Raw genomic sequence first — 24,583 nt, forward strand, 5'->3', positions numbered from 1 at the left:
CAGTCCGCGTCTCGCCAATCTGTGAACCGCTACAGGTGAGCAGCGACTGTGGGCAGCAGCTGCTGGAACGTACGGCCGGTCGCCGGGACGCCGATGGCGGTCATCGACCAGCCCTGACCGTCCCGCGCCACCTTCGCCATGATCTGCGCCGTGTGCGGGCCGCCACCGCTCAGGTCGTAGCGCGCCAGCTCCTGGCCGGTGGTCTCGTCCACCAGCCGGCAGAAGGCGTTCTCGATCTGCGTGAAGTCCTGCCCGGTGAACGAGTTGACCGTGAACACCAGCTGGGTGACATTACCCGGCACACCCGGCAGGTCCACGTTGATGGACTCGTCGTCGCCGTCGCCCGCACCCGTACGGTTGTCGCCGGTGTGCAGCACGGAGCCGTCCTTGCTGCGCAGCTGACGGAACCACACCGAGTCGACGAGGCCGCCGTTCGCGTCGAACAGCAGGCACGAGGCGTCGAGGTCGATCGACTGCGCCTTGGCCTTGCCGAAGAGCCCCTTCTTCATCGCGGCGTCCCAGCCCAAACCCATCTTCACGCGGGTCAGCGTTCCCCCACCGGGTTTGGTCAGCGAGACCTTCTGTCCCTTTTGCAGCGATACCGACACGCTGTTCCTTTCTGTCGCCGTTGACATCACACGGTCGCTCGCCATCACACGCCGCTGGACTGAAGCTCCTTGTCCTCGCCCGATGTGCCCTCGCCGGTGTCCTCACGGCGGTTGCGGACGATCGAGCTGACGAAGGCGGCGATGATGAGACCCGCGCCCAGGCCACCTGTGATCAACTCGGAGACGTGCGTGCCGATGCTGATCAGCATGCAGGCGGCCAGTGCGCCGATCGCCCAGTGCGCACCATGCTCGAGATAGACGTACTCGTGCAGGGTTCCCTTGCGCACCAGATACACCGTGAGCGACCGGATGTACATGGCGCCGACGCCGAGGCCGAGGGCGATGACGATCGGGTCCTGGCTGACCGCGAACGCCCCGATGACCCCGTCGAAGGAGAAGGAGGCGTCGAGCACCTCGAGGTAGAGGAAGAGGAAGAACGCGGCCTTGCCGGTGGCCTTGATCACAGCGTTCGGCCCGGTGCGTTCGACCTTGGCCTCGCCGCCCTCTTCCTCCCCTTCGGCCGCCTCGAGGCTGGCGTCGGCGAACAGCTCGCCGAGGCCGTTGACCAGGATGTAGGTGATCATGCCGAGGACGCCGGAGATCATCACCTCGCCCGGGTGGTCGGCGAAGTAGCCCGCCACCACGGTCAGCGTGCCCGCGGCCACGACCACGGCGAGCCCGTCGAGCTGTCCGATCTTGGCGAGGGGACGCTCCAGCCAGGGCAGCCACTTCTCCGCGCGCGACTCGAAGACGAAGTCCAGGAAGAGCATCAGGAGGAACATCGACCCGAACGCGGCGATCATCGGGTAGGCCTCGTGCAGCTTGTCAGCGTACGTGGCGCCGTCGTTGAGCGCGAGGTCGATCGCCTCGATGGGCCCCATCTGGGCGGTGATGCCCACGATGAGCAACGGGAAGACCAGGCGCATGCCGAAGACGGCGATGGCGATGCCGACGGTGAGGAAGATCTTCTGCCAGAACGGGCTCATGCGTTCGAGCACCTTGGCGTTGACAACGGCGTTGTCGAACGACAGGGAGATCTCCAGAATGCAGAGAATGGCGACCAGCGCCAACCCGGACGGACCGTCATAGAGGAGGGCTGCGAGGAGCCCGACGGCGGTGATCGCGAACGACCAGCCGAAGGTACGGAGAATCATGCGTTCACGTTCCGGTCTTGTTCAGAGATGTGCACTGTGCGTTCGTCACCCGACATTGACGCCGAAGTCCATGGCGATGCCGGCGAGCCCCGAGGCGTAACCCTGGCCGACGGCGCGGAACTTCCACTCACCGCCGTGCCGGTAGAGCTCTCCGAAGACCATCGCGGTCTCGGTCGACGCGTCCTCGGTCAGGTCGTAGCGCGCCAGCTCGGAGTTGTCGGCCTGGTTCACGATGCGGATGTAGGCGTTGCGCACCTGGCCGAAGCTCTGGCCGCGACTGTCCGCGTCGTAGATCGACACCGGGAAGACGACCCGCTCGCACTCTGCCGGGACCGACGCGAGATTGACCTTGATCGCTTCGTCGTCGCCCTCGCCCTCACCGGTGAGGTTGTCACCGGTGTGCTCGACCGAGCCGTCCGGGCTCTTGAGGTTGTTGAAGAACACGAAGTGCTGGTCGGACATGACCTTGCCGCCGGAGTTGAGCAGCAGCGCGGAGGCGTCGAGGTCGAAATCCGCTCCGGTCGTGGCGCGGGCGTCCCAGCCCAGCCCGACCAGGACGGCCGTAAGGTTCGGCGCCTGCTTCGTCAGTGAGACGTTGCCGCCCTTAGCGAGCGAAACACCCATGGTCTACTTCCTTCTCTCTCGTCTGCCGTCTGTCAGATGTTCACGCCGAAGTCCAGCGCGATGCCCGCCAGCCCGGACGCGTAGCCCTGGCCGACAGCGCGGAACTTCCACTCGGTCTGATACCGATACAACTCGCCGAAGACCATCGCAGTTTCCGTTGCGGCGTCCTCAGTGAGGTCGTAGCGGGCGAGCTCGGAGCTGTCGGCCTGATTCCACACGCGGATGAAGGCGTTGCGCACCTGACCGAAGTTCTGGCGGCGGGCGTCGCCCTCGTAGATCGACACCGCGAACGCGATGCGGTGGGCCTCGAGCGGCACCCCGGCGAGGTCGATCTTGATCTGCTCGTCGTCGCCCTCGCCCACGCCCGTCAGATTGTCGCCGGAATGCTCGACCGAGCCGTCCGGTGTACGGAGGTTGTTGAAGAACACAAAGTGCCGATCGGAGAGCGCCTTGCCGGATTCGTCGAGCACCACGGCGGCGGAGTCGAGATCGAAGTCCACACCGGTCGTGACCCGCACGTCCCAGCCCAGTCCGACTGTTACTGCTGTGAGCCCTGGAGCCTGCTTGGTGAGTGAGACGTTTCCACCCTTTGTGAGACTGACCCCCACTGTGCCTCCAGGTGATGATCGGCTTTACGTTGGTCCACGCCAGACTGGGACGTCGCAAGCGATGCTATCGGTTCCATTCGCACCCTTCGGTATTACGAACACGAACGGGACGATAGGAGGATGAGCGCAGACGCGTTCTGCGCGAAACTACCGTAGTGACGGAGAGGGGCGCCGTGCAGAGACCAGGCGATCAGCGCAGACGTGGCCGGGGGGCCGATGCGGCGGGGAGTGCCACGGCGGCGAAGGACGCCGCGGCGACCGCCTTCTACGAGATGGATCAGGCTCAGCGCTACGTGAGCGGGCGGCTGACCGTCTTCGCCGACCTCGACGCCCGGGCGGCCGAGCGGTCCAAGACCGAGTTCGCCACGCTCACGGAGTCCGCCGACGCGGCCGCCGCCGCCTATATCGGCATCGTGGACGCGCACGACCTCGACGAGCCGGACCGGTCGGCCGCCGAGTACGACGCCGCGCGGCGGGCGTTCGTCGCCGTGACCGAACGGCTGACCGCCCTCACCGCGGATCTCAACGCCTTCGCCGGCCGCCTGTCGCCGCAGTTGGCCTCGCTCGAGGCGGCACTGGACGAGCTGCCCGCGAAGCTCATGGCCGCGCGCGACCTCATCGCCGCCGCCGACCGCGCCATAGCCGACGCCGAGGCCATGGGCATGCGGCCGGTGGACGCCGCCGACGATGTGGCGAAGGCCCGGTCCGCTCTCGAGGTGCTCACCTCGCAGGGCCTCGGCGGGCTCGGCCTGGCCGGGGCTCTCTCGCAGGCCGACGAGGTGCGCCGGCTCGCCGAGAAGGCCAGGGAGAGCGCCCTGGAACTGCCGCGTACGGCCGAGGAGGTCCGCAAGTCGCTCGTCGCGGTCCGTACCCGGGTGCAGGTCGTGGCCGGCCGGGTCGAATCCGTGACGTCCGCGATGAGGCAGCTCGTACGCCGCTACTCCCGCGACTGCTGGGAGGACCTGAAAGGGGCGTCGAACGTCATCGAGGGCGCGCTGGAGCGGGCGCGCGAACGCATCGCGGAGGCCGACGCCCACGCCGCGCGGCAGGAGTGGAAGGCGGCCCGGCAGGCCGTCACGGCGGCCCGTACCGAGCTGACGTCCGCCGACCGCAGGGCGGGGGCGGTGACCGGGCGCCTCGCCGATCTCGACGCGACCGCGGCCGACCCGGCCAAGGCGGCCGAGAAGGCGCGATTCGCGGTGCGGGACGCCCAGAAGATGGCCGTCACGAGTCCCGGCGGCCCGGCCCCCGAGCATGTCCGCACGCTCGACGCCCTCGTCGCCCGGCTCGAGACCGGGCCCACCCTGCTGGCCGGGCCGCACCCGGACTACTGGGGGTACCTGCGCGAGCTCGACGCCATCAAGATCGCCGCTCAGGACGTCATCGCCCAGATCCGCGACGCCCGCGCCCACGGTCACTGACCCCACCCCGGACCGCTCAGAACAGCCCCTCTCCCCAGAAACCGCCCTGGCGCACGCCGGGCGGGCAGGCCCAGATGCCGGAGCCGACGTGCTGGAGGTATTCGTTCAGCCCGTCGGCGGCCAGGCTGCGCTGGAGTGGGATGAAGCCCTTGCGCGGGTCGCGCTGGTAGGCGATGAAGAACAGGCCGGCGTCGAGGCGGCCGAGACCGTCCGAGCCGTCGGTGAACGAGTAGCCGCGCCGCAGGATGCGGATGCCTCCGTTGGTGTCCGGATGCACTAGGCGAACGTGCGCGTTCGGTTCCATCCGGTCGAGGATGACCGGGTCGCGTTCCTTCGTGCGGCCGAAGGCCGCGCCCTCGGCCTTGTCCCGGCCGATCAGCTGCTCCTGCTCCTTGAGCGAGGTGCGGTCCCAGGTCTCGATGTGCATGCGGATCCGGCGTGCCACAAGGTAGGAGCCGCCGGCCATCCAGTCCGATCCGTCCGCCGGGGCGGCCCACACGTGCCGGTCGAGGAGTTCGGCGTCGGTGCCGGGGATGTTGCTGGTGCCGTCCTTGAAGCCCATCATGTTGCGCGGCGTGTGCTCTTCCGGCGTGGTCGAGGACGTCTTCCCGAAGCCGAGCTGCGACCAGCGCACCGACACCACGCCGAAGCCGATGCGGGCCAGGTTGCGGATCGCGTGCACGGCGACCTGCGGGTCATCGGCACAGGCCTGCACGGCGAGGTCGCCGCCGCTGCGCTCGGGATCGAGCCGGTCGCCGGCGAAGTGCGGCAGGTCGACGAGGGCGGCCGGGCGGCGTGCCCTGAGGCCGAACCGGTCCTTGCCGCCGCTCTCGAACAGGCCGGCGCCGAACCCGATGGTCAGGGTCAGCCGCGAGGCGGGGAGCCCGAGCGCCTCGCCCGTGTCGTCGGGGGGCGCCTCGGGGATCCCGCCGACGGCGCCGGCCCCGTGTGGGCGGCCGGCGGTCATCGCCGCCGCCGCGGCGGTCCAATCCTTCAGGAGCCCGGCCAGCTTGGCGCGGTCATCGGTGACCACGTCGAAGGCCGCGAAGTGCAGGCGGTCCTGGACCGGCGTGGCGATGCCGGACTGGTGAGCACCGTGGAAGGGGATCGCACCGCCGGCCGCGGGCGCCTTGTCCTCGTCAGCCCGGGCAGCGGAGACGAGACCGGCGCCGGCCGCGGCACCCGCCAGCACTCCCACTCCGGAGACGCCGAGCAGCCTGCGCCGGCTGACGCGCAGATCCTCCGTGCGGCGCTCCGTCATCTGCTGACCACTCCCGCGAGCCTGGACAGCGGCTCGGCGAGGGCGTCCACGGCGGTGGACAGCTTCTTGCGGTCGGCCTTTCCGACGGTGTCGTAGGAGACGTACCCATCGCCCTTCTTGTACTCGGCGAGCAGGTCTGTGACGTTCTGGAACTCCTTGTCCAGGGTGCCGGCCAGCGCCGCGTCCTTCTCCCGTACCACCGGCAGAAGCAGCTCGTGGACCTTGCGTGCTCCGTCGAGGTTCGCGGCGAAGTCCACCAGGTCGGTGTGGCTGAAGATCTCCTCCTCACCGGTGATCTTCCCGGTGGCCACCTCGTCGAGGAGCTCCTTGGCACCGTTGGCCATGGAGGCCGGGGTGATCGGCGGGTCAAGGGTCTCGGCGCTCACCTTGGCCTTGAGCTCGGCGAGGTCCTTGACGAGCTGGTCGGCGTACTGCGCTTCGCCCTTGACCGACTTGGTCTTCCAGAGCGCCTTCTCGAGCCGGTGCCAGCCGGTCCACTTCTGCCCCTTCTCGAGGTCGGCCTCGCGCAGGTCGACGCGCGGGTCGAGGTCGCCGAACGACTCCGCGACCGGCTCGATCCGCTCCCAGCCGACCCGCGACGGGGCGTAGAGCTTCTTGGCCTCGGCGACGTCGCCCTTCTTCACCGCCGCGACGAACTTGCCCGTCGTGGCGATGGTGTCGTCGACCTGCGCGTTGACATAGGCCTTGTAGGCGGTGAGCGCCGCCGTGAGCCGGGGATCGGCCGCGTGGTCGGCCTGGCCGGTGACGGTGAGGTCCTGCCGGATCCCGTCGCCGACCATTCCCGGCTTGCATGCGAGCTGGTACTTGCCCGCGTTGAGCTGGGTCGTCAGCTCGACGCCGGTGCCCGGGCCGATGTTCTCCCGCTCGGTGACGATCTTGTCGCCGGGTGCGTAGATGTAGACCTCGGTGACCTTGCTGCCCTTGTTGGTCACCTTGAACGTCGTGGTGCCGGCCGGGAGCTCCTTCTTCGCCACGTCGCACGTCGTGTCGGTCGCGTCGACCGTGATCGCGGCGGCGGAGCCCTTGGCACCCGTGGCGCCATCGTTCCCGCCGTCGTCACCGCATCCGGTGAGCAGTGACATCGACACCGTTGCGGCGCCCACCAGGGCGACGACGGGCGCAGCGCGCATGAGGACTCCAAGCTTGATGAAGTAAGGCCAGGCTAACCTAGCCACAGCCGACCTCAATGCGTCAAGCGGGGGCCGTAGGGCTACCTGTGGCGGTCGCCACGCTCGTCGTGCAGCCCTATCGTCAGGTTCCGGGCGACCATCGGCGGCCGGCCGGCGGTGGCCTCCGCCGGATAGGCGGGTGGGGGCGCCTGCTGCGCCGCCGCCTCGTGCTGCCGCCGGGCGGCGTCCGTGGCGGCCTCGGCCAGCACGGCCGTGCCGTACGCGCACACCTCATGGCCGCCGGAGCCGAGAGGGGTGTTGTCGAACCGCATGCCGACCACGGCGTTGGCGCCGCGGCGGCGCGCCTCCTCGCCGAGCCGGTCCATGGCCTCGCGGCGGGCCATCGCCAGCCCGACCGGCTGCTCGCCGGTCACCCGGAACGTGCCGCTGCTCTGCCCCGAGGAACGACCCTGGTCGGCCTGGACCGAGACCCCGAAAACCTCGCCGTAGACCGACCGGATCTCGCATCCGGGCAGCCCGTCAGTCGTCACGATCAACATGGCCATACGGTAGACGACGCGGCACACCCGTCGCCCAGGTTACGAACCGGAGGGCGGCGCCCGCCGTGATCCCGCGCGCCGACAGGCGTCCACGGGATCACGGCGAACACGGGCTACTCGAGGTACTCCCGCAGCATCTGCGCGCGCGACGGGTGGCGCAGCTTCGCGAGGGTCTTGGACTCGATCTGGCGGATGCGCTCGCGGGTGACGCCGAACTCCCTGCCGACCTCTTCGAGGGTGCGCGGATGGCCGTCGGCCAGCCCGAAGCGCAACTGGATGATGCGCTGTTCGCGGTCGGAGAGGGTGCAGAGGATGTCCTCGAGCTGATCCTGCAGCAGGATGAACGCCGCCGCCTCCATCGGTACGACCGCGTCGGCGTCCTCGATGAAGTCGCCCAGGTCGGAATCCTCCTCTCCGATGGGCGACTGCAAGGACACCGGCTCCTGCGCGATCCGCTGGATCTCGACGACCCGCTCGGGCGACAGACCCATCTCCAGCCCGATCTCCTCCGGGATCGGTTCCCGGCCGAGATCCTGGTGCAGCTGGCGCTGGACCCGTACGAGCTTGTTGATGGTCTCCACCATGTGCACCGGGATGCGGATGGTCCTGGCCTGGTCGGCGATCGCCCGGGTAATGGCCTGACGGATCCACCAGGTCGCGTAGGTGGAGAACTTGTACCCCTTCGTGTAATCGAATTTCTCGACGGCGCGAATGAGTCCGAGATTGCCCTCCTGGATCAGGTCGAGGAACAGCATTCCGCGGCCCACATAACGCTTGGCGATGGACACCACCAGACGCAGGTTGGCCTCGATCAGGCGTTGCTTCGCCCGGACACCGTCGCGGGCGAGCAGTTCGAGGTCGAGCTGTTCGATCCGGGAAAGGATGGCCGACCTGGCCATCTTCTCCTCGGCGAACAATCCCGCCTCAATCGATTTCGCGAGTTCGACTTCGTCTTCTGCCGTCAGTAGCGGAACGCGACCGATCTCTCGCAGGTAGATACGGACCAAGTCGCTTGTCGACGCCCGCCTGCCGAGGTCACCCTCGTCAACTCGCGTGAGTTCCTCGGTCTCTTGCTGAGATTCGAGGACCTCTACCCCCTGCTCTGCGAGCATCCGGACGACGCGCTCAAGCGTGTCGGCCGGCAAGTCCGAGCGATCAATAGCAGCAGCAACGTCTTCGACGGTCACACCGCCACGTTCTCTGCCGCGTGCGACGAGATCTGCCACCTGCTCAACCGATGGCGCCTCGCTGGGCAGCACCGTAGGGCCCACAGTGACAGTGTGCGTCAAGGTGGGCCTGGATCACAGTCCCAATTTCGCCGTTCCGCTTTACAGGGAACCGATCGCGCGCTCTCCGAGGCCACGTCTCTGCTGCTCAAGTGCAACAAGATCACCAAAGAGGCGGTTGTAGTCTTCCTGGTTCTCGACCGGATTCAGCCGTCCCAGTTTAGACTTCAGCTGCCCTATCTCCCTGCTGAGCTGGCGTTCTTGAATTCGGGCCAGCAATTCAGCCGCATATCGGTCATCTGAATCCGCGGACGAGCGTGACTGCTCGACGGCGAGCTGGGTGATCAGGCCTCTGACCTCGTCATCGGGGGCCGCCTCGCGCAGCCGGGCCGCCCACTCGGCACCGCCCGCCGCGGACCCGACCCCTCCGGCGGCGGCGATGACGTCCCGTACGGCGGCGTGCGCCGGTGCCACGAACGCCTCGGCCGGCAGCGCGTCGAACGCCGGGCCCAGCATGGCCGGCCGCTGCACCGCGAGCTTGAGGGTCTCGCGCTCGCGTTGTACGTCGGGGTCGCGCGGGTCGTAGGCGGGTCGCTGCGGAGCGGGGGCCTCGGGCGCGCCACCGCGTACGGTGGGCCCGCCGCGGCCGTCGCGGGGGGCACCGGCGCGGCGGGCAGCGAGCTCACGGACCCGGCCGAGCACGAACTCCTCGTTCATGATGCCGAGCCAGCGGTCGAGGTTGACCGCGTACATCTGCCGCAGCGCACGGTCCTTGATGCCCGCGACGACGGGCGCCGCCGCGTCGAGAGCGGCCAGCCGTCCCTCGGCGGTCTCGACGTTGTGCCGCCCGATCTCGGTGCGGATGAAGAACTCGAACAGCGGAGTGCACGACGCTATGAGATCGCGAACCGCCGCGTCGCCGTGCTTGACCCGCAGGTCGCAGGGGTCGAGCCCGTCCGGCTGGACGGCGACGAACGTGCGGGTGGCGAACTTCTGGTCGTTCTCGAAGGCCCGGAGCGCGGCCTTCTGGCCGGCCGAGTCGCCGTCGAACGTGAAGATCACACCGCCTTCGAAGGTGTCGCGGTCCATCAGCAGCCGACGCAGGATCTTGATGTGCTCGTCACCGAAGGAGGTGCCGCAGGTGGCGATCGCCGTGCCGACCCCGGAGAGGTGGCAGGCCATCACGTCGGTGTAGCCCTCGACCACCACGGCCTGCCCGCTGCGCGCGATCTCTTTCTTGGCGAGGTCGACGCCGTACAGCACCGAGCTCTTGTGGTAGATCGGCGACTCTGGGGTGTTGAGGTACTTCGGTCCGTCGTCGTCCTCGTGCAGCCTGCGGGCGCCGAATCCGATCACGTCGCCGCTCAGGTCGCGGATCGGCCAGGTCAGCCGGCCGCGGAAGCGGTCCATGGGGCCTCTGCGACCCTCTTTGGCCAGGCCTCCAGCGATCATCTCCCGGTCGGAGAACCCCCGGCCGCGCAGATGCCGGACGAGCGCCTCCCACTCCCTCGGCGCGTAGCCGACGCCGAAGCGCTCGGCGTCGGCGCGCTCGAAACCGCGCTCGGCGAGGAACCGGCGGCCGATGCCGCCGTCCTGGCCGTACAGCTGGTCGGCGTAGAACTCCGCCGCCGCCTTGTGTGCCTCGACCAGCCGGGCGCGCTGCCCCTGCTCCTTGCGCGGGGTGTAGCCGCCCTCCTCGTACTGCAACTGCACGCCGGCCTTGGCGGCCAGCCGCTCGATCGCCTCGGCGAACGACAGGTGCTCGATCTTCTGCAGGAAGGAGACGGCGTCACCGCCCTCGCCGCAGCCGAAGCAGTAGTAGAGGTTCTTCGAGGGGGTGACGTTGAACGACGGCGACTTCTCGTCGTGGAACGGGCACAGGCCCTTCAGGTTGCCGCCGCCGGCGTTGCGAAGCTGGAGGTACTCCCCCACGACAGCGTCGATCGGCGACCGCTCCCGTACAAGTGCGATGTCCTCATCGCGGATCCGGCCTGCCATGTCGACCGAGTCTAGTGGCGGGCGCCACGGCGGATCGCATCCCGGGCCGAACCCGTACGAGCCCGGAGACCCGCCGGCACCACCGTAACCTTCATTTCAGCTTTGCTGGTGTCGATCGGCCCGGAACGCTACCGTAACCACCATGCAGACTTCACTGGTGTGGATGAAGCCGGAGGGCGCCGAGATCGCCGAGATCGAGCTGTCCGGCACCGTGCTGTCGGCCGCCGGGACGGCGATCGGCACCGACCCGCTGCCGTACCGGCTGGACTACGAGTTGACGACCGGCGAGGACTACGTCACGTCCCGGCTGCTCGTTCAGGCCGGCGGCGTCGACCCGGCGACGGGTCCGTGGCGGCGGACGCTCGAGCTGACCCAGGCCCCGCGCGGCGTGTGGACCGTGCATGCCAAGGCCGAGGGCCATGTCGCGCTGCCGCCGCCGGGCGGGGACGCCGACGTGCTCGAGGGCGCGCTGGACTGCGACCTCGGCCTGTCCCCCCTCACCAACACGATGCCGGTCCTGCGGCACCGGCTGCTGGACGGGCCCGGCCCGGACACAGGCGGCGTCGACTTCCTGATGGCCTGGGTGTCCGTGCCGGACCTCGTCGTGACACCGTCGCCGCAGACCTACCGGCACGTACGACGGGATCCGCACCCGGTGGTCAACTTCTCCGACGGCGACTTCACCGCCGACATCGTCTTCGACCGGGACGGCTTCATCCTCGACTACCCGGAGATCGGCCGCCGGGCCTGACCCCGGGGAATCGAGGGATCAGCGGGCGCGGAACCGGCCGAAGAGGCGGTAACGGCTCGATGGCCCGCCGGAACGCCCGGTCGTCGTTCGGCGTTCTCAGCTGGGCCAAGCCGCGACCACCTCCACTTCGACCAGCCAGCCCGCCACGGGGAGATTCTCGATCTCCAAGGTCACCCGAGAGGGGCGGGACGGGTTCACGTACATCGGCCGCGCCGGGGCCGCGCTGCCGAGCGGGACGTCGACCGGCCGGCCGGTGGTGAGGTCGGTGTTGGCGAAGAACTGCCGGTACGCCCGGTTCCAGCCGACGAAGTCGGCGGTCGCCGCCCCAGGGGGTTCGCTCAGGTACGCGCGCATGGAGATGACGTCACTCGGTCCGAGCCCGACCGCGGACAGATTCTCCTTGATCTGCTTGAGTACGTTGATCGCTTGAGCCTCGGTGATCGTCACGCCGGGAGGCAACGTGCCGCCGGGGAAGTCGATGTAGCGTTCCGGCGACCCGGCGGGAGCGGCGACGTTCACCGCCGCGGGGCCGAGACCGCTCGCGGTGTAGGTGGTCACCTTGGAACCGACCGCGACGCCGTTGGCGATGGCCGGGTTGCTCTGCCCGGTCGGCAGGACCGCCTTGACCTGGTCGTGCCGGGGCGGCTGGAAGCCCGGACCGGCCGCGGCCGTCCCGACGGCGCCCACGAGCGCTGCGCCGCACACCGCCGCGATGATGGTGGTCTTACGCATCTGTCATCCCTTCAGGACACGCTGGTGCAGGTCGGTGACGACCTTGCGGGCCGATTCGAACGCGCCGTGCTGCCAGGCGATCTCGTAGCTGAGCCAGTCGCCGCTGAAGTGGACCCGGCCCTGCGGTTCGTTGAGCAACTTGTACGCGGCGCCTCGGGAGGGCCAGCTGATCCACGCGCCCTCGATGTGCCGCTGCCGGGTCCACGCGATGGAGGCGGACGCGACGACGTCCCTGCGGTACCGGTCGCCGTGGATCTTCGCTCCCTGGTCGAGCGCGCGCCTCAGCCGGTCCGCGTGCGACAGCCCGGCGTAGGCGTCGGCGTTCGCGCCGAAGTTGTAGTAGCCGACGACCAGCCCGCGCCGGCCGTGGTAACCGTGTGACGGATACCAGATCGTGGCCAGGTCCAGATCGGTGTTGGTGATGCCGCCGTAGATCTGCTCCTCGTTCTCCCACCACCGGTTGCCGTACTCCAGGCCGATCTTCCCGGAGGAGGCGGGCACGGGCGTGCGGAGCGCCGCCTGCACGTCGGCGCCGAGGTTGTGCGGAATCCTGGCGAGGATGTGCGGCGGCAGCGAGGCGATGCAGTAGTCGGCCTTGACCACCGTGGTACGGCCGTCGCGGGTGTACTCGACCTCCACGCCGTCCTGGAGGGCGGTGATCCTGGTGACCATCGCACCCGTGCGGATGGTGCCATGGCCGATCGCCTTCGCCAGCGCCCGCGGGATCGCGTCCATACCGCCCACCGGCTGGAACATCAGCATCGCCTGGCTGTAGCCGAACTCGAAGGAGAAGCTCCGGCCCACACCGCTGGCGAACACCTCCGACAGCGACGGCACGGGGCCCAGCTGGGTGCCCGCGACATCGCCGGCGCCCGGGTCGACGGTGAAGCCGCGCCGGTCCGTCCCCTTGTAGGCGAACCCGTCGGCCCTGCCGCCGATCGCCCCGAAGCCGGACAGGAAGGACAGCAGCCGTTCCTTGTCCGTGGCGGTGAGCCGCTGGTCGAGAGCGCCCGCGTCGGTCGCCTTCGCGAGCAGCTCGGAGATGTACCCGTGGACGTCCGCCTTCGCCGTCCGCCAGCGGACCGGCGCCTTCATGCCCGCCGACTCGTTGTAGATGTAGGCCTGGGCGTTGGAGTTGGTGAAGACCTCCAGCGGAACACCGAGCTCACGGCAGTAGTCCATGGTGGTCATCCACTGCGCGATGCGCGCCGGGCCCGCGTTGAAGTACACGTCGTCGCTGAAACGAACCGACTGGGTGGTCCCGTTCATCTCGGTCAGCCGATCACCACCGCGCAGCGTGCGGTTCCGGCCGCCCACCCGATCCTGCGCCTCGAGCACGGTGCAGTCGTAACCGGCCTTGCCCAGCTCATAGGCCGCGGCCAGTCCCGCGACGCCCGCACCGAGGATCACGACCTTCGCGGCGGCGCGCCCCCTCAGCCGGAAGTCGGACGGTTGAAGCGGTTGAAACGGCACGCGGGTCGCCGCCTCGGCGCTGGGCGCGAGCCCGAGCGCCCCCATCGTCGCGAACATGGCCCCGGCGCCACCGGTCGCCCCGACCCGCGTCAGGAAACCGCGCCGGCTGTAGCCCTCAGACTCTGCCGTTCTCGGCAAGGCACACCTCCAAGATCTCGGGCAGAGTCTTTGATCACCTCATTTCCGACTTGTTCCTATTCCGTACGGTTTGCGTTTCATTGGGACACAACGAGTTTCTGGGCGATTTCCCGACAATCCCGACTGAAAATGTCAGATCGCGGCGGGGCGGCGGCCGACCAGCCCGAGCAGGCGGTCGAGAGCAGGAGAGTCCCCGGGGATCTCGACCACTGGGCCGAAGGCCCGCCTCGGCCGGTCGGCGTCGCGCCCATCGGGGATGAAGGCGGCCACCACCAGCGCATGCTCGACGAGATCCGCGCCGGGGGTGTACGAGACGCCGATCGATTGGGCGATGTCCCAGCCGTGCACAACGCAGTCCAGCATGTGCATGCTGAGCGCGCTCTTGCCGGAGAAGCGCCCGAACTCCCTGATCTCCAGCTCGCGGTCGAGTACCGCGTCGTCGGCGAAGGCCTTGGCCATGTGCTCCGCCGAATCCAGGTAGGCGGCGTACGGGTCATCGCCTGGCTCGCCCCTGTTCCAGGCGCCGAGGTCGCCGGTCACTCCGGACGCCGCGGCGGCGAAGCCGAGGTTCTCGCTCACCTGATGCCGGATCAGCCCGTACAGCGTCCAGTCCGCGCACGGGGTGGGCAGATGGAGCCGGTCGGCCTCTACTTGGGCGATGACCTCGCCCAGCGTGTCGACGGCCCGGCGGTCGAGTTCTCTGATGTCCATGTGGTCGACGCTAGGAGGGGCAGAGGCTCCGGAGAAGGACCGAAATCAGCGAATCGCACTGGTCCGATCTAGGGTCGGGGCGTGGACTTTCATGTGACGCTCAGCGGCCGGGGCGACCTGGGCGGGCAGATCTATCGCCAGCTCAGAGCCGCCGTGCTGGACGGGCGGCTGCGGCCGGGCGAGGCGCTGCCGCCGACCAGGGAACTGGCCCGCCGTCTCGAGGTCTCCCGCAACACGGTGACCGGGGCGTACGACCGCCTGGTGGCCGAGGGGTTCGCCGACAGCCGGATCGGCGCGGGCACCTTCGCGCGGCTGGGCGATCCGGGTCGCGGCGGTCGGCGAGGCGCGCCCGTGGGAGGGGCCGTGCGGCCGAGAGCGCTCTGGGCGGGGGCGACGGTGCCCACCGTGCGGTTCCTCGACGACGCCCCCGAGTACGATCTGCGAGCCGGGCTGCCCGACGTACGGCTCTTCCCGTACGAGGCATGGCGGAGGTTGACCACCCGCGAGCTGCGGGCGGCGGCGATGGGCACGGGGATGCACGGCGATCCCGCGGGGCACGCGGGCCTGCGCGCCGCGATCGCCAGGCATGTCGGCCTGTCCCGAGCCGTACGGACCGACGCCGACGACGTGTTCGTCTGCCAGGGGGTGCAGCAGGCGCTCGACCTGATCGGCCGGGTGCTGGTGGAGCCCGGGGACCGGGTGGCGGTCGAGGAGCCCGGGTATCCCCCGGCCCGCGAACTCTTCCGGTCCATGGGAGCCGACGTCGTGGGCGTGCCGGTCGACGGGGACGGGCTGCGGGTGGACGCCCTGCCCGACGACGCGAAGGTCCTGTACGTCACGCCGTCGCACCAGTTCCCGCTGGGCATGCCCATGACGCTGGAGCGGCGGCTCGCGCTGCTCGACTGGGTGCGCCACCGCGACGCCGTGGTCATCGAGGACGACTACGACACCGAGTTCCGGTACGGCGGGCGGCCGATCGAGCCACTGCAGAGCCTCGATGACACGGGACGGGTTCTCTACGTCGGTACCTTCTCCAAGGTCATGTTCCCGGCACTGCGGCTCGGCTTCGTGGTGGCACCCGCCTCACTGCACGCGGCCCTGCGGGCGGCCAAGTACGTCAGCGACTGGCACTCCAGCACCCCGACGCAGGCGGCTCTGGCCGCCTTCATCGACGAGGGGCTGCTGGCCAGGCACATCAGGAGGATGCGGCGCGAGTACCAGGCCAGGCACCAGCGCATCGCCGGACTGCTGACCCGCGATTTCGCCGGGGTCCTCACGTCAGTGCCTGCGGAGGCCGGGCTGCACCTGAGCGCCTGGGCGGCGGCCGGGGTCGACGTGCGCGAGACCGTACGGACGGCCCGCGCCGCCGGCGTGGGCCTGTATCCGCTGTCGCGGTTCCGAACGGCCGACGGGCCCGATGGCCTCGTCTTCGGCTACGGCGCCATCCCCCTGCAGCGGATCGACGAGGCCCTCCACCGTCTCCGCGCCGCCGTCGCCTTCGCGTGACCGGATCGGCTCCATGGAGTTCGGCGTCATTGGCACTTCCGATGGGCCGCTCACGCTCCGTACGGTCTTGCTCCATGGACATGTTGCGTTCCCCTTGGAGGGCCGGGCCGGCGGCGCAGGCCGACGGACCAGTGCTGGTCAGCGTCACCGACTTCACCGCGAGGAGACTTCTCGATCTGCCGGGGATCGCCCGCGCCGGCTACCGGTTGCGCAGGGACTGGCCGGAGCTGGAGGGCGCGGTCGGCATGTGGCTGTGGACCAGCCCGCTCGAACGGCGGACGGGCTCGGTGTCGGTATGGACCGACGAGAAGGCACTGCGCGGCTTCGTGAAATCGCCGCTCCACGTGGACATCATGCGGAAGTACCGGCGGCGCGGCTCGATCCGCGCGATGACGTGGCCGGCCGAGCGGTCCGACCTCGCCGAGGTGTGGCGGGCGTCCCGGCGCCGCTTGATGGCGGACACCCGCGTCGAGGCGTGACCCGGGCTCATCGCCTCCGCTCGCCGGCGCATCGCGTCACACCCCGCGCTGTGCCGGAGTACGAGGGGCCCGGCCGTTTACGGCATGTCGAGGATCTGGTATTTGATCGGGACGACTCCCGAGCCGATGGCGCGGATCGCCGCCATCGCCGCCCTGGACAGATCCAGGCAGCGCCCCCGGACGTAGGGACCTCGGTCGTTGATGCGCACGGTCGCGGACTCGCCGTTGACCTTGTTGATCACCCGGACCTTGGAGCCGAACGGCAGGGTCCGGTGCGCGGCCGTCAGCGCATCGGGGTCGAAGGCCTCACCGCTCGCCGTCCGCCGCCCATGACCGTAGTACGACGCCGCACATGCGCCCGTGCCGAGAACCTTGCGGGCGGGCGCCTTCTTACGCTCCGTCTTCGGCTCGGGTTCGGTGGCCTCGGCTCCAGGCGCTCCCGGCGTGGGCGAAGCCGTGGGGGACGGTGTGGGGAGCGGCGTACCGGCGTCTCCACGAGAGGCCCTGTCCGGCCTGCGGGCGGCCAGGTCGGCCGGCACGCTGTCCGAATGTGCCGTGGGCCGCGCCTTCGCGGACGCGGTGCAGATGAACGCCCACGCGGTGGCCGCCGCGACGGCGAGGCCCGAGACCACCAGGGTCGTCCGGAGCGGGTTCTTCAGACTGCGCTTGCCAGAGCCACCCACGGAGAAATCCTTTGATCGGGGACAGGACCCCGGACGCCGCTACCCGCTCCGCGCCCGCCATCGGCGGGAACGGGACGTCCGGTCGAACACGGCACCGTCCTCTCGCGGATGGTGCCGCCGACGAGTTCTCGACCGTACGTGCCACGAACGTGAATCGACACGAACGGGGACGGTGGTGGGGTCTCTCCCCCAAGGTTTGACACTCCGGAGACGATCGAACACAGCGGTTACCGGATCCCAAAGGCCCGCTTTACTCCCAGTAGAGCACCGATCTCTCGGCACCTCGCGGGTCAAGCGCGGCGGCGCGGCACTCGCCGCGCCGCCCGTGTTCGGGGGGTTCGAGTCGGCGTTCCTGCGCTTGGGCTTTCCCCGGCCGCTGACGGCACGGGGCGAGGGGCTGGAGGTCGGCGCCACGCGCGAGATCACGTTCACTCCTCGCCGGTCATTGGGCATCGGGGCCTCCGCCGAGCCGCGCTCGATGACGCTGCGCGTGGTGGCGCGGACACCCACCCGCGTGGTGTTCGACGTGGTCCGGGACACGACTCTGGCGCGCTGGCTCGATCTGCGGCAGGCCGAGTTCTCCTGGAACCGCAGCCACTGCGGCGGATGACGTACGAGCGCGACGACGGCGTCCGGGCGGAAGGGGTGGCGGCCTTCGCGCACGCGCTCACCCACGTGCACCTCGGCTGGGCGCCGGCCGGCTGGCTGCTGTTGCTGCCCGGCGTCGGGTGGTTCGTCCAGCTCTGCGTTGACGCCCTCGGCGGCAGGCCGCGTACGCTTCCTCCGGCCGGCGCCGGACGGGCCGGGTCCTGACCGGCCGAGCCGTCCGGGCCCGGGCGTCGCCCGGGCTCTCGGGCCGGGCGAGAGCACGGGGGCGTAGCGTTCTCACCGAGGGTGGCCGAGGTCAGCAGGGCCGAGACGACCTACGGAGGACGGAGGACGGTTGCCGGACACGGGTGACGACGCCGTCGTCGTGGCGGCCGCGCGGACGGGCGACGAGTCCGCGTTCGCGGCACTCGTCGAGCGTCACCGGGGGGAACTGCGGGTGCACTGCTACCGGATGCTGGGCTCGTTCGACGAGGCCGAGGATCTGGTGCAGGAGACGTTCCTGCGCGCCTGGAAGAACCTCCGTGGCTTCGAGGGGCGCTCGACGTTGCGCGCCTGGCTGTACCGGATCGCGACGAACGCGTGCCTCGACGTCCTGGACGGCCGGGCACGCCGGGTGCTCCCGCACCACCTCACGCCGCCGTCGGATCCCAGTGTCGGGCTGCCGCCCCGTACCGACATCCCGTGGCTGCAGCCGTTCCCGGATCGGCTGTGGGAGCCGGTCGAGCCGAGCGAGGCACAGCCGGATTCCGCGGTCGTCGCCAAAGAGACGATCGAGCTGGCGTTCCTGGCCGCGATCCAGCATCTGCCGCCCCGGCAGCGGGCGGTGCTGATCCTGCGCGACGTGCTCGGCTGGCCGGCCAAGGAGACCGCGGCGCTGCTGGAGAGCAGCGTGGCGTCGGTGAACAGCGCGTTGCAGCGGGCCCGGACGACTCTTAAGGAGCACCTGCCCGAACGCCGCCTGGACTGGGCGCCGTCGGCGGAGCCGACCGAGCGGGAGCGGGCGGTGCTACGGCGGTACATGGACGCGATGGAACGCGCCGACCTCGCCGCGGTCGCCGACCTGCTCGCCGAGGACGTACGGACGACGATGCCGCCCTGGCCGATGTGGTTTCAGGGGCGCGACGCGGTCGTGGCGGCGCTGGCGGCGAGCTGGAACGCCGACTCACCCGGCTACGTGGGCCGGTTCCGGATGGTGCCCACCCGGGCCAACCTGCGGCCAGCGGTGGCCGCCTACGTGCGGGGCCACGGCGACCGCGACCACCGCGCCTTCGCGATCTCTGTGCTGAGGATCGAGGACGACCGCATCGCGGAGGCCACCGCCTTCCACGATCTCAGCCTGTTCCCGGCGTTCGCCCTGCCCACGGTGTTGGCACCGGAGCACCGATGAGTTCTCGCCCGGTACGCCGTCTCAACGGGGGTCGATCACATCGATCTCCACGGAGGTAGTTCATGGGCAAGATGCTGTACTCGGTCACCATGTCGCTGGACGGCTTCATCGCCGGTCCAGGCGGTGACATGTCCTGGCTGGTCGAGCACCTCGGGCCCGACCCGTTGGTGGACGGGATCATCGGCCGGATCGGGGCTCTTCTCGTCGGCAATCGCAGTTTCCGCGGCGACGATCCGTACAAGGGAAGGGCCGGTGAGGGTGAGGCGTTCGGCGGCGGGTGGAGCGGACCACAGTTCGTGCTGACACACCACGCCCCGGACACTCCGGTGCCGGGAGTCACCTTCGTCGGCGACCTCGACGGCGGCGTCGCCGCGGCCAAGGCCGCGGCGGGCGACAAGTACGTCAACATCATCGGCGCCGACGTCGCCCGGCAGTGCCTCGCCGCGGGCGTGCTCGACGAGATCCTGGTGGGCATCGCGCCCGTCCTGCTCGGCGACGGCGTCCGGCTGTTCGACCACCCGGGCGGAACCAAGGTCAGGCTGGAACGCGTCGGCCTGCCCCACGCGCCGGGAGCGACGCCGCAGGAGACGTACGGCAGCGAGCTGCGCTGGAACATGTTCGCGATCGCCAGTTAAATCGCAGTTAAATCGGCAAAGCGGCCGTTCCCGGGGGTCCACCGCGCGGACTACCGTCGTGAACTGTGCTGATCAGTCCACACGAGCAAGAGCGCCTGCTCATCCACGTGGCCGCGCAGGTGGCCCGGGACCGCCGTGCCCGCGGTCTGCGGCTCAACCACCCCGAGGCCACCGCGATCATCGCCGTCTTCATCCTCGAAGGCGCCCGCGACGGGCGCACCGTCGCCGAGCTGATGGAGACCGGGCGCACCGTGCTGACCCGCGACGACGTCATGGAGGGGATCCCGGAGATGCTGGACTCGGTGCAGATCGAGGCGACCTTCCCGGACGGCACCAAGCTCGTGACCGTGCACAGGCCGATCCCGTGAGCGGCGACGCGCCCGGGGACGCCACCGGTCTCGTGCCGGGCCAGGTGATCCCCGGCGAGGAGCCGGTCGAGCTCAACCCGGGGCGGGCCCGGGCGACCGTCACGGTGGTCAACACCGGCGACCGGCCGGTTCAGGTGGGCTCGCACTATCACTTCGCCGCGGCCAATCCCGCGCTGGAGTTCGACCGGGCCAGGGCGTGGGGACACCGGCTGGACGTGCCCGCGGGCACGGCGGTGCGCTTCGAGCCCGGCATCACCCGGGACGTCGACCTGGTGCCGCTGGCCGGCAAGCGCGTCGTACCCGGCCTGCGCACCGAACACGCGGGAGAGCTGGATGGCTGAGATCTCGCGGGCGCGCTACGCGGAGCTGTACGGACCGACCACGGGCGACCGGGTACGGCTGGCCGACACCGACCTGTTCATCGAGGTCACCGACGACCTGAGCCGCGGCGCGGGCGCCGGCGACGAGGCGGTCTTCGGCGGGGGCAAGGTGATCCGCGAGTCGATGGGCCAGGCGCGCACCACCCGCGCCGACGGCGCCGCCGACCTGGTGATCACTGGCGTCGTCGTACTGGACCACTGGGGTGTCGTGAAGGCCGACGTGGGCGTACGGGACGGCCGCATCGTCGCGCTCGGCAAGGCGGGCAACCCCGACACGATGGACGGCGTCCACCCCGCCCTGATCATCGGACCGTCCACCGAGGTGCTCGCGGGGAACGGCAAGATCCTCACCGCCGGCGGGGTCGACTCCCACGTCCACCTCATCTGCCCGCAGTTGCTGGAGGAGGCGCTAGGCGCGGGCGTGACCACGCTCATCGGCGGCGGCACCGGGCCGGCCGAGGGCACCAAGGCCACGACGGTCACGGGCACGTGGTATCTCGGCCGCATGCTCGAGGCGCTCGACTCCTGGCCGGTCAACGTGGCGCTGCTCGGCAAGGGCAACACGGTCGGCGAGGAGGCGCTCTGGGAGCAGCTCCGCGCGGGCGCGTCGGGCTTCAAGCTGCACGAGGACTGGGGCTCGACGCCCGCCGCCATCGACGCCTGCCTGCGGGTGGCCGATGCCTCGGGCGTCCAGGTGGCGCTGCACTCCGACACCCTCAACGAGGCGGGCTACGTCGAGTCGACGCTGGAGGCGATCGGCGGCCGATCCATCCACGCCTACCACACCGAGGGCGCGGGCGGCGGGCACGCTCCGGACATCATCACGGTGGTCTCGCACCCGAACGTGCTGCCATCGTCGACGAACCCGACCCGGCCGCACACGGTGAACACGCTCGACGAGCATCTCGACATGCTCATGGTGTGCCATCACCTGAACCCGTCGGTACCCGAGGACCTGGCGTTCGCCGAGTCGCGGATCCGGCCGACGACGATGGCGGCCGAGGACGTCCTGCACGACCTCGGCGCCATCTCGATCATCGGCTCCGACTCGCAGGCGATGGGCCGCATCGGCGAGACGATCATCCGTACCTGGCAGACGGCGCACGTCATGAAGGGCCGCAGAGGCTCGCTCGAAGGACCGGCCGACAACCTGCGCGCCCGGCGCTACGTCGCCAAGTACACGATCTGCCCGGCGATCGCGCACGGCCTGGACGGTGAGATCGGCTCGGTCGAGGCCGGCAAGCTCGCCGACCTCGTGCTGTGGGACCCGGCGTTCTTCGGGGTGCGGCCGCACGTGGTCGTGAAGGGCGGCATGATCGCCTGGGCCGCGATGGGCGACGCGAACGCCTCCATCCCGACCCCGCAGCCGGTGCTGCCCCGGCCGATGTTCGGCGCGGTCCCCGCCGTGGCCGCCGGTACCTCGGTGCACTTCGTCTCCCCCGCCGCACTCGAGGACGGTCTCGCGGACCGGCTGGCCGTGCGGCGCGCGCTCGTGCCCGTACGGGACACCCGGGGGCTCGGCAAGGACGCCATGCCGCTCAACGACGCGCTGCCGACGATCGACGTCGACCCGGACACCTTCACGGTGGCGATCGACGGCGACGAGATAACGCCCGCCCCGGCCACCGAGCTTCCGATGGCCCAGCGATATTTCCTGTTCTGAATGGACACCCGGCTGCTACTGCTCGCCGACTCGCGGTTGCCCGCGGGCGGGCACGCGCACTCGGGAGGCGTCGAGCCCGCCGCGACGGCCGGCGCCGTCACGGATCTGGCGAGTCTCTCGGACTTCCTCGCCGCCCGGCTCTCGACGGCCGGTCTCGTGACGGCCGCGCTCGCCGCCGCCTCCTGCTCCTTCGCCCACTCCTCGCGTGATCATGCAGTCGTTCGCGCCGGACTGGGCGGACAACTGCATGATCACGGCGGAGAGGGGGGCCGGGACGGGGAGGGCCTGTGGCGCGTGCTCGACGCGGAGGTCGACGCACGGACGCCCTCACCGGCCCAGCGCACGGCATCGCGGGCCCAGGGCCGGGCCCTGCTCCGCGTCGCCCGTACGACCTGGCCACACCCCGCCCTCGACGCCCTCGCCGCCCACTCCCCCCGTGATCATGCAGTTGTTCGCGGCGGCCCGCGCGAACAACTGCATGATCACGGTAGATGGGGGGGCGGGCCGCATCATCCGGTCGTCCTGGGCGCGGCGGCGGCCGCCGCCGGGGGCACCCCCCGGCAGGCGGCGGCGATCGCGGCGTACGGCTCGGTGACCGGGGCCGCGTCGGCGGCCGTCCGGCTGCTCGGGCTGGATCCGCTCGCGGTGCAACAAGCCCTGGCCGTCCTCGCCGACGACGTCGACGCGGTGGCCGCCCGTGCGGCCGCCGAGCCGGACGACTGGGCCGCCCTGCCGGCGGTCTCGGCACCGGGGCTCGATCTGCTCGCCGAGCTCCACCTGCGTTCGGAGGTGCGGCTCTTCGAATCCTGACCGCTTCGATCCTGACCGGGGCGGACCGCTCCGTCGCCCGGTCCCGAGCTCGACCGCCTGAGCTCGACAGCCCGATCCCGAACCTGACAGGAGGTGCCCCGTGGGAGGCATGCATGACCACGATCCGCATCCGGCCGCCCCACCCGTGAGCCGGGCTCTGCGGCTCGGCATCGGCGGACCGGTGGGCAGCGGCAAGACGGCCCTCACGGCGGCGCTGTGCCGGTCGCTCCGCGACGAACTGGCCCTGGCGGTGGTGACCAACGACATCTACACCACCGAGGACGCCGACTTCCTGCGCCGCAACGGAGTCCTGTCGGACGACCGGATCACCGCGGTGCGCACCGGGTGCTGCCCGCACACCGCGATCCGCGACGACATCGCCGCCAACCTGGACGCGGTCGAGTCACTGGAGGAGCTGCACCGGCCCCTGGACCTGGTCATCGTGGAGAGCGGCGGGGACAACCTCACCGCCACCTTCAGCCGGGGCCTGGTGGACCGGCAGATCTTCGTGCTCGACGTCTCGGGCGGCGACAAAGTGCCGCGCAAGGGCGGGCCCGGGGTCACGGCCTCCGACCTGCTGGTCGTCAACAAGACCGACCTGGCCGAGCTGATCGGCGCGGATCTCGCCGTGATGGCCCGGGACGCCGGCGCGGTCCGCGGCGAGCGTCCCGTGCTCTTCACCTCGCTGCGGGAGGATCCCGCGGCCGCCGCCGTGGCCGAGTGGGTCCGCGGCGTCCTGCGCGAACACCCGCACCCCCACCACGCGCCGCACCCGCACGCGGCGGCATCCGTGAACGAGCCGTGACCGCGAAGACCGCGGCGCGCTACCGCGCGCGGGCCGCCGTGACCGCCGAGCGCGACCGGCACGGCCGCACCCGGCTGACGAGACTGCGCTCCGACGGCCCGCTGGCGGTACGGGAGGCGGAGGGCGCGGTCTACCTGGTCGGCGCGGCGGCCGGCCCGCTCGGCGGCGACGACCTCGGGCTCGATCTGGAGGTCGGGCCCGGTGCCCGGCTCGCCGTCCGGTCCGCCGCCACCACGCTCACGCTGCCGGGCGACGGCGAGTCCCGGTTCACCGTGCGTGCCCGGGTCGGCGCGGGCGGGCACCTGGACTTCGCGCCCGAACCGGTGGTGGCCGTGGCCGGCTGCCACCACCGCGCCGTCACCGAGATCACCCTGGCCGAGGGCGCCACCCTGCGCTGGCGCGACGAGCTGATCCTCGGGCGGTACCGGGAACGCCCCGGCCGGCACACCAGCAGGATCGACGTGACCCTGGCCGGTCTGCCGCTGCTCCGCCACGAACTGCGGCTGGACGACCCGGGCGTCTACGGAGGCGTGGCCGTGCTCGGCACGGCGCGCGCCGCCGGCACCCTGCTGCTGGTCGGCACCGGGCTCGTCGGCGAGCCGGTCACCGGCGAAGGGCTGGCCGTCATGCCGCTCGCCGGCCCCGGTGTGCTCATCTCGGCGACGGCCGGCGACTCGGCCGCGCTCCGCCGCAGGCTGTGCCAGGGCGAGAGCGCGGCGACCCCGGCGGGTGACCTTCCCTCCGCTCTCCAGGACGCTCGTGCCGCCACGCCGCACCACTGACGTCGCCACCCGGCCGGTTCAGGTCGCCGGGTCCCGCGATGCTGCGTTTCCGCGATGAAGATTTTCGGCGGCGCGGGCGCA

At 70.5% G+C, this 24,583-nt stretch carries 27 protein-coding genes; 14 read left to right on the plus strand and 13 right to left on the minus strand.

The features are described 5' to 3' along the window. Positions 1-29: 29 nt before the first annotated feature. From HKK74_RS00140 to HKK74_RS00155, 4 genes are read right to left on the minus strand one after another with little or no spacing between them, the layout of a single operon-like run. Positions 30-608, minus strand: a complete 579-nt coding sequence (locus HKK74_RS00140; protein WP_187240848.1) for a TerD family protein — start codon at positions 606-608, stop codon at positions 30-32. Positions 609-652: 44 nt separating this feature from the next. Further along, the gene (locus HKK74_RS00145; protein WP_187240849.1) at positions 653-1,762 is read right to left on the minus strand and encodes a DUF475 domain-containing protein; all 1,110 of its coding nucleotides are present in this window, start codon (positions 1,760-1,762) and stop codon (positions 653-655) included. A gap of 45 nt (positions 1,763-1,807) precedes the next feature. Continuing rightward, positions 1,808-2,386, minus strand: a complete 579-nt coding sequence (locus HKK74_RS00150; protein ID WP_187240850.1) for a TerD family protein — start codon at positions 2,384-2,386, stop codon at positions 1,808-1,810. Between the two features lie 32 nt (positions 2,387-2,418). Then, on the minus strand, positions 2,419-2,994 hold the full coding sequence (locus HKK74_RS00155; RefSeq protein ID WP_187240851.1) for a TerD family protein: 576 nt from the start codon (positions 2,992-2,994) through the stop codon (positions 2,419-2,421). A 155-nt stretch (positions 2,995-3,149) separates the two neighbouring features. Between HKK74_RS00155 and HKK74_RS00160 the strand changes: the two genes are divergently transcribed. Then, on the plus strand, positions 3,150-4,415 hold the full coding sequence (locus tag HKK74_RS00160; RefSeq protein WP_246491093.1) for a molecular chaperone DnaJ: 1,266 nt from the start codon (positions 3,150-3,152) through the stop codon (positions 4,413-4,415). Positions 4,416-4,431: 16 nt separating this feature from the next. Here the strand turns inward: HKK74_RS00160 and efeB are convergent, their stop codons facing one another. The 5 genes from efeB to dnaG form a co-directional block, all read right to left on the minus strand. Beyond that, positions 4,432-5,676 carry an iron uptake transporter deferrochelatase/peroxidase subunit gene (efeB, locus tag HKK74_RS00165; RefSeq protein WP_187240852.1) on the minus strand — a complete coding sequence of 415 codons (1,245 nt, stop codon included), beginning with the start codon at positions 5,674-5,676 and terminating at the stop codon, positions 4,432-4,434. After that, entirely contained in the window at positions 5,673-6,827 is a 1,155-nt protein-coding gene (gene efeO / locus HKK74_RS00170; RefSeq protein WP_187240853.1) for an iron uptake system protein EfeO, read from the minus strand. Before efeO ends, efeB begins: the two co-directional genes overlap by 4 nt. Before the next feature lie 80 nt (positions 6,828-6,907). Next, a complete protein-coding gene (locus tag HKK74_RS00175) occupies positions 6,908-7,366 on the minus strand; it encodes a YbjQ family protein (RefSeq protein WP_187240854.1) in 459 nt (152 codons plus the stop codon). 113 nt (positions 7,367-7,479) lie between these two features. Then, on the minus strand, positions 7,480-8,625 hold the full coding sequence (gene rpoD / locus HKK74_RS00180) for an RNA polymerase sigma factor RpoD (protein ID WP_312881196.1): 1,146 nt from the start codon (positions 8,623-8,625) through the stop codon (positions 7,480-7,482). Positions 8,626-8,694: 69 nt separating this feature from the next. Continuing rightward, the gene (gene dnaG / locus HKK74_RS00185; protein WP_187240856.1) at positions 8,695-10,590 is read right to left on the minus strand and encodes a DNA primase; all 1,896 of its coding nucleotides are present in this window, start codon (positions 10,588-10,590) and stop codon (positions 8,695-8,697) included. 142 nt (positions 10,591-10,732) lie between these two features. Between dnaG and HKK74_RS00190 the strand changes: the two genes are divergently transcribed. Further along, on the plus strand, positions 10,733-11,341 hold the full coding sequence (locus HKK74_RS00190; RefSeq protein ID WP_187240857.1) for a putative glycolipid-binding domain-containing protein: 609 nt from the start codon (positions 10,733-10,735) through the stop codon (positions 11,339-11,341). A 96-nt stretch (positions 11,342-11,437) separates the two neighbouring features. On the opposite strand, the gene HKK74_RS00195 is transcribed toward HKK74_RS00190, so the two are convergent. From HKK74_RS00195 to HKK74_RS00205, 3 genes are all read right to left on the minus strand, one after another. Beyond that, a complete protein-coding gene (locus HKK74_RS00195) occupies positions 11,438-12,073 on the minus strand; it encodes a Rid family hydrolase (RefSeq protein ID WP_187240858.1) in 636 nt (211 codons plus the stop codon). A 3-nt stretch (positions 12,074-12,076) separates the two neighbouring features. Continuing rightward, positions 12,077-13,684 carry a flavin monoamine oxidase family protein gene (locus tag HKK74_RS00200; RefSeq protein ID WP_246491094.1) on the minus strand — a complete coding sequence of 536 codons (1,608 nt, stop codon included), beginning with the start codon at positions 13,682-13,684 and terminating at the stop codon, positions 12,077-12,079. Between the two features lie 132 nt (positions 13,685-13,816). Beyond that, positions 13,817-14,395: a TIGR03086 family metal-binding protein gene (locus HKK74_RS00205; RefSeq protein ID WP_187240859.1), complete on the minus strand. Its 579-nt coding sequence runs from the start codon at positions 14,393-14,395 to the stop codon at positions 13,817-13,819. An 81-nt stretch (positions 14,396-14,476) separates the two neighbouring features. On the opposite strand from HKK74_RS00205, the gene pdxR reads away from it, so the two are divergent. Together pdxR and HKK74_RS00215 are read left to right on the plus strand one after the other, a co-directional pair. Then, positions 14,477-15,901, plus strand: a complete 1,425-nt coding sequence (gene pdxR, locus HKK74_RS00210; RefSeq protein WP_187240860.1) for a MocR-like pyridoxine biosynthesis transcription factor PdxR — start codon at positions 14,477-14,479, stop codon at positions 15,899-15,901. 74 nt (positions 15,902-15,975) lie between these two features. Further along, complete coding sequence (locus tag HKK74_RS00215) at positions 15,976-16,380, plus strand: hypothetical protein (RefSeq protein WP_222721718.1); 405 nt, start codon at positions 15,976-15,978, stop codon at positions 16,378-16,380. 77 nt (positions 16,381-16,457) lie between these two features. Here the strand turns inward: HKK74_RS00215 and HKK74_RS00220 are convergent, their stop codons facing one another. Next, complete coding sequence (locus tag HKK74_RS00220) at positions 16,458-17,063, minus strand: septal ring lytic transglycosylase RlpA family protein (protein WP_312881137.1); 606 nt, start codon at positions 17,061-17,063, stop codon at positions 16,458-16,460. 325 nt (positions 17,064-17,388) lie between these two features. Here HKK74_RS00220 and HKK74_RS00225 point away from each other — a divergent pair, with 325 nt between their 5' ends. The 10 genes from HKK74_RS00225 (at position 17,389) to HKK74_RS00270 (ending at position 24,502) form a co-directional block, all read left to right on the plus strand. Next, positions 17,389-17,673, plus strand: coding sequence for a hypothetical protein (locus HKK74_RS00225; protein WP_187240861.1), 285 nt, complete (start codon positions 17,389-17,391; stop codon positions 17,671-17,673). Beyond that, positions 17,670-17,876 (plus strand): hypothetical protein, encoded by a 207-nt coding sequence (locus HKK74_RS00230; RefSeq protein WP_187240862.1) that lies wholly within the window; start codon positions 17,670-17,672, stop codon positions 17,874-17,876. The genes HKK74_RS00225 and HKK74_RS00230 overlap by 4 nt, the downstream gene beginning before the upstream one ends. Before the next feature lie 130 nt (positions 17,877-18,006). Then, positions 18,007-19,059 (plus strand): sigma-70 family RNA polymerase sigma factor, encoded by a 1,053-nt coding sequence (locus tag HKK74_RS00235; RefSeq protein WP_222721719.1) that lies wholly within the window; start codon positions 18,007-18,009, stop codon positions 19,057-19,059. A gap of 62 nt (positions 19,060-19,121) precedes the next feature. Next, positions 19,122-19,694 carry a dihydrofolate reductase family protein gene (locus tag HKK74_RS00240; protein WP_187240863.1) on the plus strand — a complete coding sequence of 191 codons (573 nt, stop codon included), beginning with the start codon at positions 19,122-19,124 and terminating at the stop codon, positions 19,692-19,694. A gap of 65 nt (positions 19,695-19,759) precedes the next feature. Next, positions 19,760-20,062 carry an urease subunit gamma gene (locus HKK74_RS00245; protein WP_187240864.1) on the plus strand — a complete coding sequence of 101 codons (303 nt, stop codon included), beginning with the start codon at positions 19,760-19,762 and terminating at the stop codon, positions 20,060-20,062. Continuing rightward, the gene (locus tag HKK74_RS00250) at positions 20,059-20,403 is read left to right on the plus strand and encodes an urease subunit beta (RefSeq protein ID WP_187240865.1); all 345 of its coding nucleotides are present in this window, start codon (positions 20,059-20,061) and stop codon (positions 20,401-20,403) included. Before HKK74_RS00245 ends, HKK74_RS00250 begins: the two co-directional genes overlap by 4 nt. Continuing rightward, positions 20,396-22,105, plus strand: coding sequence for an urease subunit alpha (locus tag HKK74_RS00255; protein ID WP_187240866.1), 1,710 nt, complete (start codon positions 20,396-20,398; stop codon positions 22,103-22,105). Before HKK74_RS00250 ends, HKK74_RS00255 begins: the two co-directional genes overlap by 8 nt. Further along, the gene (locus HKK74_RS00260; RefSeq protein WP_187240867.1) at positions 22,106-22,915 is read left to right on the plus strand and encodes an urease accessory protein UreF; all 810 of its coding nucleotides are present in this window, start codon (positions 22,106-22,108) and stop codon (positions 22,913-22,915) included. A 109-nt stretch (positions 22,916-23,024) separates the two neighbouring features. After that, the gene (gene ureG, locus HKK74_RS00265) at positions 23,025-23,720 is read left to right on the plus strand and encodes an urease accessory protein UreG (RefSeq protein WP_187241385.1); all 696 of its coding nucleotides are present in this window, start codon (positions 23,025-23,027) and stop codon (positions 23,718-23,720) included. After that, positions 23,717-24,502 carry an urease accessory protein UreD gene (locus HKK74_RS00270; RefSeq protein WP_187240868.1) on the plus strand — a complete coding sequence of 262 codons (786 nt, stop codon included), beginning with the start codon at positions 23,717-23,719 and terminating at the stop codon, positions 24,500-24,502. The genes ureG and HKK74_RS00270 overlap by 4 nt, the downstream gene beginning before the upstream one ends. Positions 24,503-24,583 lie beyond the last annotated feature (81 nt).

This window comes from Actinomadura alba, assembly GCF_014323705.1.
Taxonomy (GTDB): Bacteria; Actinomycetota; Actinomycetes; order Streptosporangiales; family Streptosporangiaceae; genus Actinomadura_C; species Actinomadura_C alba.

Bases quoted from the DNA above. Each gene is read 5' to 3' on its own strand.
- HKK74_RS00255 (WP_187240866.1), top strand. From the start codon at position 20,396: ATGGCTGAGATCTCGCGGGCGCGCTACGCGGAGCTGTACGGACCGACC.
- dnaG (WP_187240856.1), bottom strand. From the start codon at position 10,590: ATGGCAGGCCGGATCCGCGATGAGGACATCGCACTTGTACGGGAGCGG.
- HKK74_RS00215 (WP_222721718.1), top strand. From the start codon at position 15,976: ATGGACATGTTGCGTTCCCCTTGGAGGGCCGGGCCGGCGGCGCAGGCC.
- HKK74_RS00195 (WP_187240858.1), bottom strand. From the start codon at position 12,073: ATGCGTAAGACCACCATCATCGCGGCGGTGTGCGGCGCAGCGCTCGTG.
- HKK74_RS00190 (WP_187240857.1), top strand. From the start codon at position 10,733: ATGCAGACTTCACTGGTGTGGATGAAGCCGGAGGGCGCCGAGATCGCC.
- HKK74_RS00260 (WP_187240867.1), top strand. From the start codon at position 22,106: ATGGACACCCGGCTGCTACTGCTCGCCGACTCGCGGTTGCCCGCGGGC.
- efeB (WP_187240852.1), bottom strand. From the start codon at position 5,676: ATGACGGAGCGCCGCACGGAGGATCTGCGCGTCAGCCGGCGCAGGCTG.
- HKK74_RS00240 (WP_187240863.1), top strand. From the start codon at position 19,122: ATGGGCAAGATGCTGTACTCGGTCACCATGTCGCTGGACGGCTTCATC.
- efeO (WP_187240853.1), bottom strand. From the start codon at position 6,827: ATGCGCGCTGCGCCCGTCGTCGCCCTGGTGGGCGCCGCAACGGTGTCG.
- HKK74_RS00175 (WP_187240854.1), bottom strand. From the start codon at position 7,366: ATGTTGATCGTGACGACTGACGGGCTGCCCGGATGCGAGATCCGGTCG.
- ureG (WP_187241385.1), top strand. From the start codon at position 23,025: ATGCATGACCACGATCCGCATCCGGCCGCCCCACCCGTGAGCCGGGCT.
- HKK74_RS00205 (WP_187240859.1), bottom strand. From the start codon at position 14,395: ATGGACATCAGAGAACTCGACCGCCGGGCCGTCGACACGCTGGGCGAG.
- HKK74_RS00145 (WP_187240849.1), bottom strand. From the start codon at position 1,762: ATGATTCTCCGTACCTTCGGCTGGTCGTTCGCGATCACCGCCGTCGGG.
- HKK74_RS00150 (WP_187240850.1), bottom strand. From the start codon at position 2,386: ATGGGTGTTTCGCTCGCTAAGGGCGGCAACGTCTCACTGACGAAGCAG.
- HKK74_RS00230 (WP_187240862.1), top strand. From the start codon at position 17,670: ATGACGTACGAGCGCGACGACGGCGTCCGGGCGGAAGGGGTGGCGGCC.